General features: G+C 37.4%; 15 protein-coding genes. 10 read left to right on the top strand and 5 right to left on the bottom strand.

Annotation, left to right across the window (positions count from 1 at the left end):
- Window positions 1-13: 13 nt before the first annotated feature.
- The 5 genes from PFY09_RS00530 to PFY09_RS00510 all read right to left on the bottom strand — a co-directional run bounded on the left by PFY09_RS00530 (window position 14) and on the right by PFY09_RS00510 (window position 5,760).
- Window positions 14-985, bottom strand: a complete 972-nt coding sequence (locus PFY09_RS00530; RefSeq protein ID WP_271161031.1) for a Rossmann-fold NAD(P)-binding domain-containing protein — start codon at window positions 983-985, stop codon at window positions 14-16.
- Between the two features lie 391 nt (window positions 986-1,376).
- The gene (locus tag PFY09_RS00525) at window positions 1,377-2,516 is read right to left on the bottom strand and encodes an aspartate aminotransferase family protein (protein WP_271161030.1); all 1,140 of its coding nucleotides are present in this window, start codon (window positions 2,514-2,516) and stop codon (window positions 1,377-1,379) included.
- 269 nt (window positions 2,517-2,785) lie between these two features.
- Entirely contained in the window at window positions 2,786-3,751 is a 966-nt protein-coding gene (argC, locus tag PFY09_RS00520) for an N-acetyl-gamma-glutamyl-phosphate reductase (RefSeq protein ID WP_271161029.1), read from the bottom strand.
- Window positions 3,752-4,004: 253 nt separating this feature from the next.
- Window positions 4,005-5,192 carry an argininosuccinate synthase gene (gene argG / locus PFY09_RS00515; protein ID WP_271161028.1) on the bottom strand — a complete coding sequence of 396 codons (1,188 nt, stop codon included), beginning with the start codon at window positions 5,190-5,192 and terminating at the stop codon, window positions 4,005-4,007.
- Window positions 5,164-5,760, bottom strand: coding sequence for a GNAT family N-acetyltransferase (locus PFY09_RS00510; RefSeq protein ID WP_185205749.1), 597 nt, complete (start codon window positions 5,758-5,760; stop codon window positions 5,164-5,166). Before PFY09_RS00510 ends, argG begins: the two co-directional genes overlap by 29 nt.
- Window positions 5,761-5,920: 160 nt before the next feature.
- Between PFY09_RS00510 and PFY09_RS00505 the strand changes: the two genes are divergently transcribed.
- The 10 genes from PFY09_RS00505 (at window position 5,921) to acs (ending at window position 17,990) form a co-directional block, all read left to right on the top strand.
- Entirely contained in the window at window positions 5,921-6,337 is a 417-nt protein-coding gene (locus PFY09_RS00505) for an IS1/IS1595 family N-terminal zinc-binding domain-containing protein (RefSeq protein ID WP_059137148.1), read from the top strand.
- 191 nt (window positions 6,338-6,528) lie between these two features.
- A complete protein-coding gene (locus tag PFY09_RS00500) occupies window positions 6,529-7,908 on the top strand; it encodes a porin (protein ID WP_087706424.1) in 1,380 nt (459 codons plus the stop codon).
- A 236-nt stretch (window positions 7,909-8,144) separates the two neighbouring features.
- On the top strand, window positions 8,145-9,725 hold the full coding sequence (locus PFY09_RS00495) for an MFS transporter (protein ID WP_271161027.1): 1,581 nt from the start codon (window positions 8,145-8,147) through the stop codon (window positions 9,723-9,725).
- A 43-nt stretch (window positions 9,726-9,768) separates the two neighbouring features.
- On the top strand, window positions 9,769-9,996 hold the full coding sequence (locus tag PFY09_RS00490; protein WP_116099539.1) for a DUF6814 family protein: 228 nt from the start codon (window positions 9,769-9,771) through the stop codon (window positions 9,994-9,996).
- A gap of 77 nt (window positions 9,997-10,073) precedes the next feature.
- Window positions 10,074-10,268, top strand: coding sequence for a hypothetical protein (locus PFY09_RS00485; protein WP_185205758.1), 195 nt, complete (start codon window positions 10,074-10,076; stop codon window positions 10,266-10,268).
- Window positions 10,261-12,972, top strand: a complete 2,712-nt coding sequence (locus tag PFY09_RS00480) for an ATP-binding protein (RefSeq protein WP_408640194.1) — start codon at window positions 10,261-10,263, stop codon at window positions 12,970-12,972. The genes PFY09_RS00485 and PFY09_RS00480 overlap by 8 nt, the downstream gene beginning before the upstream one ends.
- Before the next feature lie 75 nt (window positions 12,973-13,047).
- Window positions 13,048-13,485 carry an IS200/IS605 family transposase gene (gene tnpA, locus PFY09_RS00475; protein WP_271161025.1) on the top strand — a complete coding sequence of 146 codons (438 nt, stop codon included), beginning with the start codon at window positions 13,048-13,050 and terminating at the stop codon, window positions 13,483-13,485.
- 140 nt (window positions 13,486-13,625) lie between these two features.
- Window positions 13,626-13,985, top strand: coding sequence for a response regulator transcription factor (locus PFY09_RS00470; protein WP_087706415.1), 360 nt, complete (start codon window positions 13,626-13,628; stop codon window positions 13,983-13,985).
- Between the two features lie 108 nt (window positions 13,986-14,093).
- On the top strand, window positions 14,094-15,980 hold the full coding sequence (locus tag PFY09_RS00465; protein WP_271161024.1) for an AMP-binding protein: 1,887 nt from the start codon (window positions 14,094-14,096) through the stop codon (window positions 15,978-15,980).
- A gap of 102 nt (window positions 15,981-16,082) precedes the next feature.
- Window positions 16,083-17,990: an acetate--CoA ligase gene (gene acs, locus PFY09_RS00460; RefSeq protein ID WP_271161023.1), complete on the top strand. Its 1,908-nt coding sequence runs from the start codon at window positions 16,083-16,085 to the stop codon at window positions 17,988-17,990.
- Window positions 17,991-18,040: the final 50 nt, after the last annotated feature.

The following is an 18,040-nucleotide window of genomic DNA, read 5'->3' as shown; positions in this document are numbered from 1 at the left end:
TAGGTTTGATTTATTAAGAATTCAATTCATCCAAAATTTCTGAAAACACTGCCTGTGCAGAGAAAATCCGGTTTTTTGCCTGCTGATAAATGATTGAATTTTCACCATCCATCACCTCATCGCTCAACTCTACATTACGGCGAACCGGAAGACAGTGCATCACTTTTGCCTGATTGGTATTTTTCAGTTTTTCGTTCGTGAGCATCCAATTGTCTTTTACTTCAGGCATTGCTGCATAATCATCAAAAGACGACCAGTTTTTAACATAGATAAAATCGGCATCTTTCAATGCTTCTTCCTGATCATGAATAACTTTCACATCTTTTGTAAAGTTTTTATCTAAATCATACCCTTCCGGATTGGCGATGACAAAATCTACATCCATTTCCTGCATCCATTCTGCGAAAGAGTTTCCAACCGCATGAGCAATCGGCTTGATGTGAGGCGCCCAGGTTAAAACCACTTTCGGTTTACGGTTTACACTGAGCTTGTCGAAGTGCCAGTTTTCGGTAATGGTGATGCAATCTGCCAGACTTTGCAAAGGATGACGTGTCGCAGATTCCAAAGAAATAACCGGAACTTTCGCATGCTGCTCAAACTGGCTTAAAATGCTTTCGTTCACATCATCTTCCTTGCTTTTCATTCCTGCGAAACAGCGAACTGCAATAATATCGCAATATTGATTCAACACTTCGATTGCATCTTTGATATGTTCTACCGTATCTCCGTTCATCACTGCACCATCCGCAAATTCTAAGTTCCAAGCTTCCTGAGCTGCGTTTAAGGTTAAAACATTTAAACCTAAATTCTGAGCCGCAATCTGACTGCTTAAACGGGTTCTTAAACTTGAATTTAAAAAGACAAGTCCTATTGTTTTTCCTTTTCCTTTTTCGGGTTCCGAAAGAGGGTTTTCTTTAATTTGTAGAGCTTTTTTTATGATTTGCTGTAAGTTTTCAACATCGCTTACAGAGGTGAATTTTTTCATTTTGAATTGTTTTTTTTACCGCAAAAGTTTTAACACATAAGTCACATTAGATTTAAGTTCAAAAACTTTGAAATATTAGAACACATAAGTTGAAAATCTTTGATTTTCCCCATGTTCTTTAAATCTTTAGACTTGTAGTTAGTTAATTTTAAAAATTTTATCTCCATATCATTGGAGCTTTAACGCTATGAATCGTTACGTTTTTTTTATTTAACTTGAAAATATTTTCGTTCGCAAGGGCGTTTTACTCAGCAATTGAAAGTTGTGTTTGTCATTCTGACGAAGGAAGAATCTAATAACATTATAAAAGAGATTCTTCACTACACTTCTGAACTTCGTTCGTAAACCTTCAGTTTATGTTCTGAATGACAGACCACATAATTTTCACAGCTTAAATATTCTCCAATACTTCTTTCAAAGCATTAATGAATAGATCCGTTTCTTCCTTTTTAATATTAAGTGCCGGAAGAATCCTTAAGACCGCTTTATCATTAGAGTTTCCTGTGAAAATATGATGATTGTACAAGAGGCTGTTCCTCACTTCCGAGCAGTCTCTGTCGAGTTCAATCCCAATCATCAAGCCTTTCCTTCGGATGTTTTTGATATGTGGAAAATCCTTAATTTCATTTTCAATATATTCGCCCATTTTCTGAGCATTTTCGATAAGATTCTCATCTTTCATGACGTCTAAAACCGCAATTGCCGCTACACAAGCTAAGTGATTTCCGCCAAAAGTAGTTCCCAATAAACCGTTGCTTGCCTGAAACTTCGGATGAATTAAAACGCCACCAATCGGGAAACCATTTCCCATTCCTTTTGCGGTGGTAATAATATCTGCTTCAATCCCAAATTCCTGATGGGCAAAGAAATAACCGCTTCTTCCGTATCCCGACTGAACTTCATCCAAAATCAAGACAGCATTGTATTTTTCGCACAATTCTTTGATTTTAGTTAAAAATTCAACTGTTGGAATCATAATTCCGCCCACTCCCTGAATTCCTTCAATGATGACGGATGAAAGTTCATTTCCCTGTTTTTCAAAAACTTCTTCAAGCTGTTCGATATTGTTCCATTCAGACTTAATGAATCTTTCATCATAATTTACCGGAGCTACAATTTTAGGATTGTCCGTCACCGAAACGGCTGCAGAAGTTCTTCCATGAAAGGAACCTGAAAAATATAGCACTTTGTTTTTTCCGTTATGAAATGAAGCCAGCTTTAAGGCATTTTCATTGGCTTCTGCTCCTGAATTGCACAAGAATAAATTGTACTCTTCCAAGCCTGAAAGTTTTCCTAATTTTTCAGCCAGTTCAGTCTGTAACTCGTTCTGGACCGAATTTGAATAGAAAGATATTTTATCTAATTGATTTTTTAACTGAGCTTGATAATGGGGATTGTTGTGACCGATGGAAATCACCGCATGACCTCCGTAAAAATCAAGATATTTTTCTCCTTTATCATCCCAGAGAAATGATCCCTGTGCTTTTACCGGATTAATATTGAATAATGGATATACGTTGAATAAATTCATTTTTTTTGTTTTAATTAATTTCTTTTGTCTTGAAACAAAAGAAACAAAAGTTCAAGACTGGAAACTTCCGCTAAAAATTTAAATTAAATCCTAAAATTCCCAAAACTCGCACGAATTGAAGATTTGTTCTTCGACTGAAAATTTGCCTCGTGCTCAAACAGTGGGAATTTCTTAACGGATTAAATTTCAATTTTCTTAACGCTCCATTTTCCTAAGTCGGTTTTGATTGAGTTGTAAAAATTCACGATTGACCTATTGACTATTCACGTTTAAAACGCTGTCGCTTTCAAGTTTAATCCTAAATTTTCTTCCCAGCCCATGGCGATATTCATGTTTTGAACTGCCTGTCCGGAAGCGCCTTTCAACAAATTGTCAATCGCTGAGTGAATGACCGCAACATTCCCACATTTTTCAATCTGTATCACACAGCGATTGGTATTGACAACTTGTTTTAAATCAATTGCTTTTTCGCTTACCTGTACAAAAGGTTCATCTGCATAAAAATCTTCAAACAACTGATAAATCTCTGAAAGTTCTAAATCTGTTTTCACGGTAGAACTTGTAAAAATTCCTCTGGCAAAATCTCCTCTCCATGGAACAAAATTCAGACTGATTTCATTGGTATTAAAAGAAACTAATTGGTGTAAAATCTCATCCACATGTTGGTGTGTTAAAGTTTTATACGCCGAAATATTATCGTTCCTCCAGGTAAAATGCGTGGTTGTCTGTAAAGACTGACCTGCACCTGTTGAACCTGTGATTCCTGTTGTATACACTTCATTCAACCAACCTTTTTGAGCTAAAGGAAGTAAAGCGAGTTGAATTGCTGTGGCAAAACATCCCGGATTGGCAATGCTTCTGGCTCCGAAAAGTTGTTTTTTATTGATTTCAGGTAATCCGTAGATAAAATTTCTGTTTCCAAAGTTTCCATCGAGGCGAAAATCGTTTCCCAAATCAATCACCAAGGTTTCATCTTTAACAGAATTCTGAATCAGCCAGTTCTGACTTTCTTTGTGAGGAAGGCATAGAAACAGAATATCGACTTCTTCAGACTGATCCGCTAAAACCATTTCACAAACCGTCGTTAAATCCGGGTACAAATCTGAAATTTTTGTTCCCGAATTTGAACGGCTATATAAAAAACTCAATGATACATTGGGATGAAAAAACAACAGACGAACCAGTTCGCTTCCTGTGTAACCGTTGGCTCCGATGATTCCTATTTTCTTTTTCATTTTATTATTTTCCATAGGTTTTCACCTACGGTTATTGTTATTGAACCCTTCGGGTTCTTTGTTTATATTGATCTTTTAATCCATAGGTTTTACCTACGGCTATTCGTATTGAACCCTTCGGGTTCATTGATCTTCAAATCTCTCGCAGCCCGACTTGAACGGAAATCCTTTTGTGAGGAGGAACGACGAATAAAAGACTGTTGTCCTTCGACAAGCTCAGGATAAACTACAGCTGGATAAAGCTGCCCAAATTTTATTTATTGATCTGATGATATATGTTTAAAGAATTGCTAACAATCTTTGTATAGCCTTTTACATCTTCGCCTGTCCATGCTCTGTTCGCTTCTCCGTAGCTTCCGAATTTGTCTGACATCAAATCATGTTCAGACTCAATTCCGTTTAAGATAAATCGGTAAGGATGAAGGGTTACAAATACTTTTCCGCTGACTGTTTTTTGAGAATCAACCAGAAAAGACTCGATATTCCTTATCACAGGATCTAAGAAAAGTGCTTCGTGAAGCCAGTTTCCATACCAGTCGGATAATTGGGATTTCATCATCTGCTGATATTTTGAAAGCGTATGTTTTTCTAATAAATGATGTGCTTTGATGATTACTGAAGCTGCTGCTGCCTCGAAACCTACCCTTCCTTTAATTCCGACAATGGTATCTCCTACGTGAATATCACGACCGATTCCGTAAACCGAAGCCAATTCTTCTATTTTCTGAATCGCGTAAACCGGATGTTCAAAACTTTCTCCGTTTACAGAGATAATTTCGCCATTTTTAAACTCAATCTCCAGTTCAGAGGGTTGATTTTCTTTAATTTGTGACGGAAAAGCTTCTTCAGGAAGATAATTTCTTGAAGTCAGCGTTTCCTTCCCGCCAACTGAAGTTCCCCAAAGTCCTTTATTAACAGAATATTGTGCTTTCTGAAATTCCATTTCGTAGCCGTGACTTTTCAAAAACTCAATTTCTTCTTCACGGGAAAGAGCCATATCACGAATGGGCGTAATGATCTCTACACTCGGACACATTACCTGAAAAATGAGATCAAAACGAACCTGATCATTTCCTGCTCCCGTACTTCCATGCGCAATTGCATCCGCGCCGATTTCAATCGCATATTTTGCAATTTCCTGCGCCTGAATGGTACGCTCCGCACTTACAGACAGAGGATAGGTATTGTTTTTCAGAACATTACCGAAAATCAGATATTTTACACAAGAATTGTAATAATCTTCCTGAGCATCAACGCACCTGTATTCTTTTACCCCAAGATTCAGGGCTTTTTTCTCCAGTTCTTTTTCTTCATCTTTGGAAAAACCTCCGGTGTTTACAGTAACTGCATACACATCATATCCCAGTGTTTCGCTGAGATATTTGGCGCAGTAAGAGGTATCGAGACCTCCGCTAAATGCTAAAACTACTTTCTTGCTCATTATTGTATCTGTTTTCAGACTGATTATTTTCAGTGCTGTTTTTTGTATTATCGGGAACGAAAAGCATTGCTGTGCAAAGGCAGTTTTTCCGTTCTTTTTTCATTAAAATATCATAATTCACGCAGCTTTTGCAGCCGTTCCAGAATTCTTCATCCTGAGTAAGTTCAGAATAAATAACGGGTTTATATCCTAAATCGCTATTGATCTTCATGACTGCCAAACCGGTAGTTAATCCGAAAATTTTAGCGTTTGGGTATTTTTTTCGGGATAAAGCGAATACTTTGTCCTTGATTAAGGTTGCCACTCCCAAATGCCTGAATTCGGGAGAGACAATAAGCCCGGAATTGGCAACAAACTGACCGTGAGACCATGTTTCTATATAACAGAAACCCACCCACTTTCCTTTATCGGTGGCGACTACAGCGTTTCCATCAGTAATTTTTTTACTGAGGTATTCTATGGAACGTTTAGCAATCCCCGTTCCTCTGCGCTGTGCAGAATCGTACATTTCCTGCTGTATTTCACTCACATACATCAGATGTATGGATGAGGAAATTTCTATTTCCATTTATTTATCTAAATTTTTTGGCAAATTTAAAATATAATTTCTTTTAAAACCAAATAAAAAAGATAATTTTATTGAATTAAATTAATATACAGGTAATTTTATCTTTACACGAAATTAATATTTTGCTAAATTATTATATATTTGCTAAAAAGATATAGTTATGGAAAATCGCTGTCCGAAATGCAACACAGACAAAGTGGTTAAAAGCGGAATTGTAAACAACAAGCAACGCTTTCTATGCAAAGATTGCAACTATTATTTCACGGTAAAAAAACTGGGAAAACAAATAGACGATTACTACGTAACCAAAGCTTTACAGCTCTATCTCGAGGGATTGAGTTTTCGTGAAATTGAAAGAATTATTGGCGTTTCTCATGTGACGATCAGTTCATGGATCAAGAAATACAATATTACAAGACCTCCTCATTCTGAGTTTCATCCGGTATATAAAATCCTAAAACAAAATGAACTGATTGACTACATGAGCAAAGAAGAAAATCTGAAGAATTCAGGATTAATTATCACACAGTTCGCAGACAAATATATGCTGATAAAATGGGAAAGATTTAAGAAATAATTTTAAAATCAATTGAAAATAAATTAATTGAGAATTTAAAATCCTGCTCAATACCAATAAATACTAAACTCAAAACTTACAACTTCAAAATTAATCTATATACTTACCATTAATATATATTAAATTTCTATAAATAAATTTTTAATTACAATTTGGCTTTCACAAAAAACAACGCCAAAAATTGATAATTTATGAAGAAATTAATCACTTTTATTGGATTGGCTTTAATCAGCAATTCTTTACACGCTCAAGGTTCGCCGGATTACGGAAGCGGATTAAAAATTAATCTCAATCAGCAGGGCGATAAATATGTCAGGTTCATTTTATGGGATCAGTTTTGGTTGAGGAACACGCAAATGAATCCGGGAAGTATGGTTGGCGGAGAACCCACAGACAATTCATGGAGTCTGGGAAACAGGAGATTACGTACTTTGGCGTACGCTCAGATTTCCAAAAGATATATGATCTTAGCGCATTTTGGGATTAACAATCAGACATTTATCAATGGAGGCGGTTCGGGAACTTCAGGAACAGGAGGTTATGGAAACGGTAAAAAACCACAGCTATTTTTTCATGATGCATGGAATGAATACGCTGTATTTCTACCCGGAGAAGCAGGAAAATTTACCTTGTCTTTAGGGGCGGGACTTCATTACTACATGGGACTTTCCCGAATGACGATGGCATCAACATTAAACTTCCTTACGGTTGACTCCCCTATTTTCACATGGCCATTAATCGATAATTCTGATCAGTTTGCAAGACAACTGGGAATGTTTGCTAAAGGTAAATACGGAAAACTGGAATACCGCTTCAGCTTAAACAAGCCTTTTGCAACGGATTTAACTCCGGTAAATGTTACCGATCCTGCCAAAGCGGTTGCCGTGGACAACAATGGAAACCCCAATTTTTCAAAAGCCGGATATGTAGAGTATCAGTTTTTAGATGAAGAATCCAATGTATTGCCTTTCAAAGTGGGCTCTTATCTGGGAACCAAAAAAGTTTTTAATCTTGGCGCAGGATTTTACCATCAAAAAGACGGAACCCGAACTTCTGTAAATTCCACTGTTGAAAAGCACGACATCACCCTTGTTGCAGTAGATGCTTTTGCAGATATTCCTTTGGGAAATGCTAAAAATAAAATGGCAGTTTCCGCGTATGCAGGCTATTACAATTATCAGTTTGGTCCGAATTACGTGAGAAATTTAGGAATTATGAATATCGCTGCTTCTGATCCGAATTTTACGGGAAGCAAAGCCATTGCAGGAGTAGGAAATCTACAGCCGACCATCGGAACAGGGAATATTATCTATGCACAAGCCGGATTGCTTTTACCAAGTCAGGCAGAAAAACCGAAAATCAGAATCCAGCCTTTCGCAGCGTATACTCACAAAAATTTTGAAGCGTTTGACAAATCTTCGTCACAGTTTGATGTGGGTGCAAACTGGTTCATAGACGGTCATCATGCGAAAATTACCACACAGTATTCAACAAGACCGGTTTATACAAGTCCAACGGAAAGTCCTTCTTCAAAAGGGGAATTCATTGTACAGTTCCAGATTTATTTATAAAAATATTAATCATTATTTTTTTTACAATCGCAATCGCAAAGTTTTTTTTAAACCTGAACGTTTTTAAGACGCAAGAAAATCAAAGATTTTCAGCAAGTCCCTTTTAAATTTTATCGAAGATAAAATCTTTGCGCCTTACAACATAAAGCATATAAAATTTTCCTTGCACCCTTGCGATAAAAAACAAAAACTATCAAAATCCAATCAATTTAAACTAACATCAAAAATTAAAGCATATGAGCGATAACAATGAAATAAGCTACGAGAATATGACGGATAAGCAAAAGAATCGTACGATCTGGAGCGTCATTACAGCATCATCTCTCGGAACACTGATCGAATGGTACGATTTCTACATTTTCGGAAGTCTCGCCGTTGTACTGGCCACTAAATTTTTCCCGGCAGATAATCCTACTGCAGCATTTTTATCTACACTTGCTACTTTTGCCGCAGGATTTGTCGTGAGACCTTTCGGAGCGCTGTTTTTCGGAAGATTAGGAGATCTTATCGGGAGAAAATATACTTTTTTGGTTACTTTACTGATCATGGGATTTTCTACATTCCTTATCGGATGTATTCCCAGTTATGAAACCATAGGATTTATGGCTCCTGTTTTGGTATTAATTTTAAGATTATTACAGGGATTGGCTTTAGGAGGTGAATATGGAGGAGCTGCGACCTATGTGGCAGAATACGCACAGCCCGGAAGAAGAGGTTACTGGACTTCGTGGATCCAGACTACCGCAACAGCCGGACTTTTCATTTCACTTATTGTAATTATGGTGACAAAAACTACTCTTTCCACTGAGGAATTTGACGGTTGGGGATGGAGGGTTCCGTTCTGGATTTCAATTTTAATGGTGGGGGTTTCTTACATCATCAGAAAAAACATGAAAGAATCTCCGCTTTTTGCCAAAGCTAAAAGTGAAGGAAAAACTTCCAAAAATCCGTTAAAAGAAAGTTTCGGAAACAAACTGAACTTCAAATTTGTTCTTCTTGCATTGTTCGGAGCGGCAATGGGGCAAGGAGTAATCTGGTATACAGGACAGTTTTATGCCATGAGCTTCCTTCAGAAAGTGATGAATATTGAATCGATCCAGGTGGATTATTTAATGGCAACTGCCTTGTTTTTGGGAACTCCTTTTTTCGTTTTCTTTGGATGGCTTTCTGATAAAGTTGGAAGAAAAGCAATCATGATGACCGGAATGCTGATCGCCATTTTAGCGTACAGACCGATTTATGACAGGATGTTTAAAAGCGTTGATTTAAAATCCAAAACCGTTGCAGAAAGTGGCTTGGTCGAAAAAAGAACGGCAAAAATTCATGATAAAATTGCAACGGACAGTTTAATCACCTTTCACAAAGAAACGCTTTTCACAGACGGAACTTTAGCTAAAAAAGACAGCATTGTACACTGGTCTCCGACCGGACCTGTGATGAAAGACGGAAAAGCAGAAGAAGCAAAAGTAACTCAGTCGATAAAGATCAACGACAGCACAAAATGGTATCTTGTATTTTTAGTTTTTATTCAGGTGATTTTTGTAACGATGGTTTACGGTCCTATTGCGGCATTTTTAGTTGAAATGTTCCCGGTAAGAATCCGCTACACTTCGATGTCACTGCCTTATCATATCGGAAACGGGGTTTTCGGAGGACTGCTTCCTGCAGTTGCCACTTATCTCGTAACCACAGGAAAAGATGGAGGACATCCTGAATGGTATCTGGAAGGACTTTGGTATCCTATAGGCGTTGCCGGAGTCTGTCTTTTAGTCGGATTAATTTATCTAAAAAATAAGAACAATAATATTCACGATTAAGCCCAGAATCACTTAAAAATTTATTAATTTTAAAACTACTAAAATGAACGGACTAAAAAAAATATTAGGCGTACTCTGGATCGCCATTGCATTAGTTGTAGGATATTTCGGAATTACGGTAATGGGAATTCCAAAAATCACCTCAGGAAAACAGGAAGATCTGGTTTTCGGGATCATTATCCTTTGTGTACTGATGCCGATTATTTCCGGCGGAATGGCAATTTTCGGCTACTATGCATTAATCGGGGAATATTCTGACGATAAAGTTTAATCTATTGATGATGAATGATAGTTGATGCATGATACAAAATATCAGACCATCAATTATCATTCATTTAATTATCATATATGAAAAAAAGACACGAACAAAAACTGATCATTCTGAGCATTGGACTTATGATTGCCTTCAGCATTCCTGTTTCACTGCTGTTCAACAGTGACCGGGAAGTTTTCGGTTACCCGATGATTCTGGTTTATATTTTCGCTGTCTGGATGGTTTCCATCATTATTTCTTTTGTAATCGTAAAAAAGTATGATGAGTAGTTTCGCTTTATTCACCGTAGTTTTGTTTTATCTGGCACTTTTATTCTTAGTCGCTCATCTGGCGGAGAAGAAAAAGAGCAAGCTTTGGATCAACAATCCTTACATCTACGCACTTTCTCTCGCCGTGTACTGTACCGCATGGACGTACTACGGAAGCATTGGTGTGGCGGCAACAAGCGGACTTAATTATCTTCCGATTTATGTAGGACCGGTTATGGTAATTCCTGCATGGATCTACATCAACACGAGAATTGTACGTATTTCCAGGGTGAATAAAATCAGCAGTTTAGCGGATTTTATTTCTTTACGATATGGGAACAGCAGAAGTTTCAGCGCGATTATTACGGTGGTTTGTCTTTTGGCAATTGTTCCTTACATTGGTTTGCAGATCAAGGCTATTTCTGAAACCTTTCATCTTGTAACCAAAACAGCAATTTCTAAAAATATTTTAACAGATAATGCAACTTTCGTTGTTGTTTTAATTGCTTTATTTTCATCCTATTACGGAACACGTTACGTAGATGCTTCCGAAAAACGTTTGGGAATAATTTCCGCCATTGCACTAGAAAGTTTTCTTAAACTATTCTTTATCATTATTTTAGGATTATTCGTTATTTACTTTGCATTTGACGGATTCTCGGATATTTACCAAAAAGCGAGTCTTTTCAAAGATTTTAAAGAAAAAAATACGTTCAACGGTATTGAAGGTGCGATGAACTGGATGGTGCTTTGCATGATTTCCGGAACAGCAATCTGTATTCTTCCAAGACAGTTTCATACCGCAATCGTAGAAAACCGACAGGAAAAACACATCAAAACAGCCATCTGGTTTTTTCCGCTTTATTTATTGATTTTTACAATCTTCATTTTTCCAATTGCATGGGCAGGAAGATTGATTTTTGACGGACAAAACGTCAATCCGGAGTTCTACTCTATCCTGATTCCGCAGTATTTTGACAATACCTTAATTACGGTTTTGGTTTTTCTGGGAGGATTAAGCTCATCTATTTCGATGATTATTATTTCCGCGATCACCTTATCCATCATGCTTTCCAATAACCTGATCATTCCTTACGGACTTTTGGGTAAATTTAAATCTGAAAACGAAATTCAGAATACCAGAAATATCACCAACATCAGGAAATTCAGTATTTTTGCACTGATTATCATGGCTTTTGGTTTTTACAAATATTTTATTTTAAAAACCTCGCTGGATTCTGTCGGACTCATTTCTTTCGTTGTCATTGCTCAATTGGCACCTGCTTTTTTCGGAGCTATTTTCTGGAGACGAGGGAGTTATAAAGGTGCTGTTATCGGTTTATTGGCAGGATTGGCAATCTGTTATTTCGGATTAATTATTCCGCAATATTATTTCTCTTACAATCAGGAATTTAAAGGTGTTTTAAGAGATCTTTATGACGCTTTTGACTTTTTTAAAATTTCTTTTCTGGGTAGAATCCCACAAATTTTCTTCTGGTCGCTTTTAGTGAACACTGCTTTATTTTCTATCATTTCGGTGAGCACCAAAGGAAATTACCGTGAAAGAAATTTTGCTGAATTGTATGTAGACATTGACAAGTACATTCAAAACCACGAAAATGCCTTTATCTGGCGCGGAACAGCCTACGTTTCGGACATTAAAAATATTCTGGAACGATTTTTAGGTAAAAACAAAACCGAACAGGCTTTAAGAATTTTTAATTTAAAATATAATATTGATTCGCAGACGGAAACCGCCGATTCCAGATTCATTAAATTCTCCGAAAACCTTCTTGCGGGTAGAATCGGAACGGCTTCTGCCAAAATCCTTATCGAAGGTGTAACCAAAGAAGATAAAATTTCTTTAAAGGAAGTTTTAAACATCCTTGAAGAGTCAAAAGAAACCATCACGCTTAATAAAAAGCTTACCGAACAATCGGAAGAGCTACAGAAATTATCCGATGATCTGAGAAATGCCAATGAAAACCTCATCATCAAAGACCGTCAGAAAGATGATTTTCTGGATTCTGTTGCCCATGAACTAAGAACTCCGATTACCGCCATCCGTTCCGCCGGAGAAATTTTAGCCGATGATGACGATATTCCTTTGGAAATTAAAAAGGAATTTTTAAACAACATCATTACAGAATCCGACAGGCTGAGTGAAATCATCAACGATATTCTGTATCTGGACAAATTGCAGCATGGAGAAATCGTACTGCACATTCAGGAAAATAATATTCTTGAAACGTACAAAAAAGCAGTCAACCCTCTTATGCATCTTATTCAGCAGAAAAATATTCATCTGAGTGAAGTCAATCTTCTCAATCAGTTTTTATTTAAATATGATGAAGCAAGAATGATTCAGCTTTTTCAGAATATTTTAGGAAATGCTTTGAAATTTACGGATGAACAGGGAACTATTCAGACCAAATTATCAGAAACGGAAGATGGGTTAATCATTAAAATTTTCAATACCGGAAAACATATTCCCGAAGAGGATCTGGAAATGATTTTCGATAAATTTTATCAGTCGAAAAATCAAAATATTTTAAAACCAACGGGAAGCGGACTGGGACTGGCTATTTCAAAAAAAATCACAGAAGCTCAGGGCGGAACGATAAAAGCAGAAAACAGCGGATTGGGCGTGACTTTTACAATCGCTCTGCCAAAAGAACAAGAAGGAGGAGAACCCGAAGGGTTCAATAATAGTAGCCGTAGGTAAAACCTATGGAAACAGATAAATAAAATGATACCGGAACCCGAAGGGTTCAATAATAAAAAACACAAATGAAAAAAAATGGGAACGTATCGACAAATATTTTATCATATTGTTTTCGGAACAAGGCATCGGGAACAAACAATTAATGAAGAAAATGAATCAGATCTATACAAATATATTTGGGGAATTTTAAAAAATAAAAAGTGTAAATTATATAGAATTAACGGAATGCCGGATCATATTCATATTTTTTGTGACGTTCATCCGAATATCACTCTCAGCAACTTTGTAAAAGACATAAAAGTTGCATCCAATTTATGGATGAAAGAATCGGGATTATTTCCTGAATTCTCAGGGTGGCAGGAAGGATATGGAGCGTTCACCTATTCATTAAAGGATAAAGAAACAATTATAAATTTTATAAAAAATCAAAAACATCACCATAAAACAGAGACTTTTGATGACGAATTTAAAAAGCTTTTAACAGAACATGGAATCGAGCCGGAATTAAATTAATTAAAATTCAACCCTTGCAGGTTGATTTGATGCGAATCATTATTCCATAGGTTTCACCTACGGCTATTTAAATTGAACCCTTCGGGTTCCCCAAAAGAAACAAAAAAAACAATGCAGTCGAACAAAAAGATAACCACAATATGAAGAAGATAATCATTGCCGACGACGAGCACAAAATATTAATGTCGCTGGAATACAGCTTCAAGAAAAACGGATACGATGTATTTATTGCAAGAGACGGAACAGAAGTTCTGGAATTTCTGAAAACAATGACTCCCGATGTTATTTTACTGGATATTATGATGCCGAATCTCGATGGATACAGTACTCTGGAACTAATAAAACAGGATGAAAAACTGAAAGATACGAAAGTAATCTTCCTGAGTGCCAAGAACAATCCGAAAGACATTGAAAAAGGTCTGGAAATGGGAGCCGATGCTTACGTTACAAAGCCTTATTCAATCAAAAAACTCATGCAGCAGATTGAGGAAATGTTTTAATACATTTTACACACCGTCATTGCGAACGAAGTGAAGCAATCTCAACAAAATATTAAAAGATTGCTTCGTCACTACGCTCCTCGCAATGACAAAAACACAAAAACTAATATGAATACAGATATTTTATTTAAGCAAAGCATAGAAAACAAAGAAAATTTTTGGAAAGAACAGGCTCAGGAAATCAGTTGGTTTGAATTCCCGAAAACCATTACTTCTAATGACGAAAATCAATACAACCAATGGTTTCCCGATGGAAAGCTCAACATGTGCTATTTATGCATTGATAAGCATATTGAAGATGGCTTTGGAAATCAGGTTGCAATTATTTACGATTCTCCGGTAACAAACCAGAAGAAAACCTATACCTTCAATGAAGCCAAAGAGGAAATTTCTAAATTGGCAGGAGGATTAATTTCTTTAGGTTTAAAAGAAGGCGATACCGCCGTTATTTATATGCCGATGATTCCGCAGACTTTGTTCTCCATACTTGCGTGTGCGAGAATCGGAGTCATTCATAATGTGGTTTTCGGAGGTTTTGCACCGCATGAACTGGTGGTGAGAATCGACGACTGCAAACCAAAAGCATTAATTACGGCAACCGCAGGAGTCGAAATCGCAAAGAGAATCCCTTATTTGCCTTTGGTAGAAAAAGCGATCGAACTGGCACAAGATAAGGTAGATCACATCATTGTATACAACAGAAAACTAGTTGATAATCAACATGAAATGTTTGATGGGTTAATTGATTACGAAGAATTGGTACAGAACTCAGAACCTTCGGATTGCGTTTCGGTGGAATCCACTCACCCACTCTATTTACTGTATACTTCCGGAACAACTGGAAAACCAAAAGGTGTTGCAAGAGATACAGGAGGTTACGCGACCGCGTTGAAGTTTTCGATGAAATACATCTATGGAATCGAACCGGGAGAAACTTTTTGGGCAGCTTCCGATTTCGGATGGGCAGTTGGTCACAGTTATACCGTTTACGGTCCTTTAATCAACAGAAATTCAACGATTATTTTTGAAGGAAAACCTATTATGACGCCCGATGCGGGAACATTCTGGAGAATTATTTCCGAATATAAAGTAGCAGCCATGTTTACCGCTCCTACAGCAATCAGGGCCATCAAAAAAGAAGATCCGAACGGAGAATTGGTGAAAAAATATGATTTAAGCCACTTCAGAAAGCAGTTTTTAGCAGGAGAAAGATGTGATGTTGCCACTCTGGACTGGTTTGCAGAACACATCGGCGTTCCGGCAATCGATCATTGGTGGCAGACCGAATCCGGTTCACCCATGTTGGGTTTAATGACTTTTAATGAAGACTACAAAATAAAAAGAGCTTCCGCAGGAAAACCAATTCCCGGCTATGATATTAAAATTTTCGATGAAAACGGCTATGAACTGGATGCACATCATGAAGGTTATTTAGTTATAAAATTACCGCTTCCTCCCGGAGCTTTGCTGGGAATCTGGAAAGATTATGACCGTTTTGAGAAAAGCTATCTCTCACAGTACAAAGGCTATTATTTTTCCGGAGACGGAGCCATAAAAGATGAGGACGGCTATATTTTCATCACAGGAAGAGTGGATGATGTAATTAATGTTGCAGGACACCGCCTTTCCACTTCCGAAATGGAAGAAATTGTTTCTTCTCATCCCGATGTTGCAGAATGCGCTGTTGTAGGAATTAATGATGAACTGAAAGCGCAGATTCCTTTTGCAACTGTTGTTTTAAAAAACGGATCCGCTGTTTCCGAAGATCAGGTAGAAAAGGATATCGTAAAAACAGTCCGCGAAAAAATAGGCGCTGTTGCCTGTCTTAAAAATGTGATGGTTGTAAAACGCTTACCTAAAACCCGTTCAGGAAAAATTTTAAGAAAGCTGATCCGAACTCTACTGGACGGAAAAGAATTCCAGATTCCGTCGACGATTGATGATGAAAAGATCATTGAAGAGATTCAGGAGAAAATTGGAGCTTACAGAAGATAAAATATAAAATTGTTTAAACTATTTCAGGATTAACCACAAAAGTTTAAACAGACTTTAAAAGAGACTAAAAATTTAAATAATAAAATTTCAAAAAAGAAAAATATGAGAAACTATCAGATAGAAAACTTACCGCAATATTTTGAAGAGTATAAAAAATCGATCAAAAATCCTAAAAAATTCTGGGATAAAATTGCAGATGAAAATTTCGTGTGGTATCAGAGATGGAGCAAGGTCGTGAAATACGATATGAATGAAGCCAAAATTTCGTGGTTTAAAAATGCTAAATTAAATATTACCAAAAACTGCATCGACAGACATTTAGCGGTAAGAGGCGATAAAACGGCAATCATCTGGGAACCCAACGATCCAAAAGAAGAAGCACAGCATATTTCTTACAACGAACTCTACAAAAGAGTGAACAAAACCGCGAATGTTCTTCGTGAAATGGGCATCGAAAAAGGTGACAGAGTCTGTATTTACCTTCCGATGATTCCGGAACTCGCCATCACGATGCTGGCTTGTGCAAAACTGGGAGCCGTTCATTCCGTTATTTTCGCCGGATTTTCAGCATCAGCAGTTTCTTCAAGAGTAAATGACTGCGGTGCAAAAATGGTCATCACTTCAGACGGAAGCTACAGAGGAAACAAAGTTTTAGATCTTAAAAGCATTGTAGACGAAGCTCTGGAGAAAACACCGAGCGTAGAAAAAGTTTTGGTGGTAAAAAGAACCCACAATGAAGTAAAAATGAAGGAGCACAGAGATTTCTGGATGGAAGATCTTTACGAAAACGCCTCTCCGGATTTCGTTACCGTAATTATGGATGCAGAAGATCCGCTGTTCATTCTGTACACTTCCGGTTCTACGGGAAAACCTAAAGGAATGCTTCACACCTGTGCCGGATATATGGTGTACACCGCGTATACTTTTAAAAATGTATTCAATTATAAAGAAAATGATATTTATTGGTGTACTGCAGATATCGGCTGGATTACAGGACATTCCTACATCCTTTACGGACCGCTTTTAAACGGTGCAACCACTGTTATTTTCGAAGGCGTTCCTACTTATCCTGAACCGGACAGATTCTGGGAAGTGATTGAAAAACATAAAATTACACAGTTTTACACAGCTCCGACTGCAATCCGTTCTCTGGCTAAAGAAAGTTCAGAATGGGTAGACAAACACGATTTAAGCTCGTTAAAAGTGATCGGTTCTGTTGGAGAGCCCATTAATGATGAAGCTTGGCATTGGTTCAACGATCATGTGGGCAACAAGAAATGTCCGATTGTTGATACTTGGTGGCAGACAGAAACCGGAGGAATTATGATCTCACCGCTCCCTTTCGTTACCCCTACAAAACCAACGTACGCTACACTTCCTTTACCGGGAATTCAGCCTGTTCTGATGGATGATAAACGCAACGAAATTACCGGAAATCAGGTGACGGGAAATCTCTGCATCCGTTTTCCATGGCCGGGAATTGCAAGAACGATTTGGGGAGACCATCAAAGATACAAGGAAACGTATTTTACTGCTTTTCCGGGGAAATATTTTACGGGAGACGGTGCTTTGAGAGATGAAGTCGGCTATTACAGAATTACTGGTCGTGTAGACGATGTAATTATTGTTTCCGGACACAATTTAGGAACAGCCCCAATTGAAGACAGCATCAATGAACATCCTGCTGTAGCGGAATCTGCAATCGTAGGTTATCCTCACGACATCAAAGGAAATGCGCTGTACGGTTTCGTTATCCTGAAAGAATCCGGAGAAAGCAGAGATAAGGACAATCTGAAAAAAGAAATTAATCAGTTGATTTCAGACCAGATCGGTCCGATTGCGAAGCTTGATAAAATACAGTTTGTTTCAGGACTTCCAAAAACGCGTTCTGGAAAGATTATGCGTAGAATCCTGAGAAAAATTGCAGAAGGAGATTTCAGCAACTTCGGAGACATCACTACCCTTTTGAATCCTGAAATTGTTGAAGAAATCAAGAACGAAAGAATTTAATATTTTTCACTGAAAACCTATACATAACCTCGCAGAAATGTGAGGTTTTT

It is taken from the genome of Chryseobacterium gambrini (assembly GCF_027920505.1).
GTDB classification, from domain to species: Bacteria; Bacteroidota; Bacteroidia; order Flavobacteriales; family Weeksellaceae; genus Chryseobacterium; species Chryseobacterium gambrini.
The sequence above is the reverse complement of the archived record's forward strand: the minus strand, read 5'-3'. Positions and strand labels throughout refer to the sequence as shown.

Coding starts and splice junctions, on each gene's coding strand:
- PFY09_RS00530 (WP_271161031.1), bottom strand. CDS start 985: ATGAAAAAATTCACCTCTGTAAGCGATGTTGAAAACTTACAGCAAATC.
- PFY09_RS00525 (WP_271161030.1), bottom strand. CDS start 2,516: ATGAATTTATTCAACGTATATCCATTATTCAATATTAATCCGGTAAAA.
- argC (WP_271161029.1), bottom strand. CDS start 3,751: ATGAAAAAGAAAATAGGAATCATCGGAGCCAACGGTTACACAGGAAGC.
- argG (WP_271161028.1), bottom strand. CDS start 5,192: ATGAGCAAGAAAGTAGTTTTAGCATTTAGCGGAGGTCTCGATACCTCT.
- PFY09_RS00510 (WP_185205749.1), bottom strand. CDS start 5,760: ATGGAAATAGAAATTTCCTCATCCATACATCTGATGTATGTGAGTGAA.
- PFY09_RS00505 (WP_059137148.1), top strand. CDS start 5,921: ATGGAAAATCGCTGTCCGAAATGCAACACAGACAAAGTGGTTAAAAGC.
- PFY09_RS00500 (WP_087706424.1), top strand. CDS start 6,529: ATGAAGAAATTAATCACTTTTATTGGATTGGCTTTAATCAGCAATTCT.
- PFY09_RS00495 (WP_271161027.1), top strand. CDS start 8,145: ATGAGCGATAACAATGAAATAAGCTACGAGAATATGACGGATAAGCAA.
- PFY09_RS00490 (WP_116099539.1), top strand. CDS start 9,769: ATGAACGGACTAAAAAAAATATTAGGCGTACTCTGGATCGCCATTGCA.
- PFY09_RS00485 (WP_185205758.1), top strand. CDS start 10,074: ATGAAAAAAAGACACGAACAAAAACTGATCATTCTGAGCATTGGACTT.
- PFY09_RS00480 (WP_408640194.1), top strand. CDS start 10,261: ATGAGTAGTTTCGCTTTATTCACCGTAGTTTTGTTTTATCTGGCACTT.
- tnpA (WP_271161025.1), top strand. CDS start 13,048: ATGGGAACGTATCGACAAATATTTTATCATATTGTTTTCGGAACAAGG.
- PFY09_RS00470 (WP_087706415.1), top strand. CDS start 13,626: ATGAAGAAGATAATCATTGCCGACGACGAGCACAAAATATTAATGTCG.
- PFY09_RS00465 (WP_271161024.1), top strand. CDS start 14,094: ATGAATACAGATATTTTATTTAAGCAAAGCATAGAAAACAAAGAAAAT.
- acs (WP_271161023.1), top strand. CDS start 16,083: ATGAGAAACTATCAGATAGAAAACTTACCGCAATATTTTGAAGAGTAT.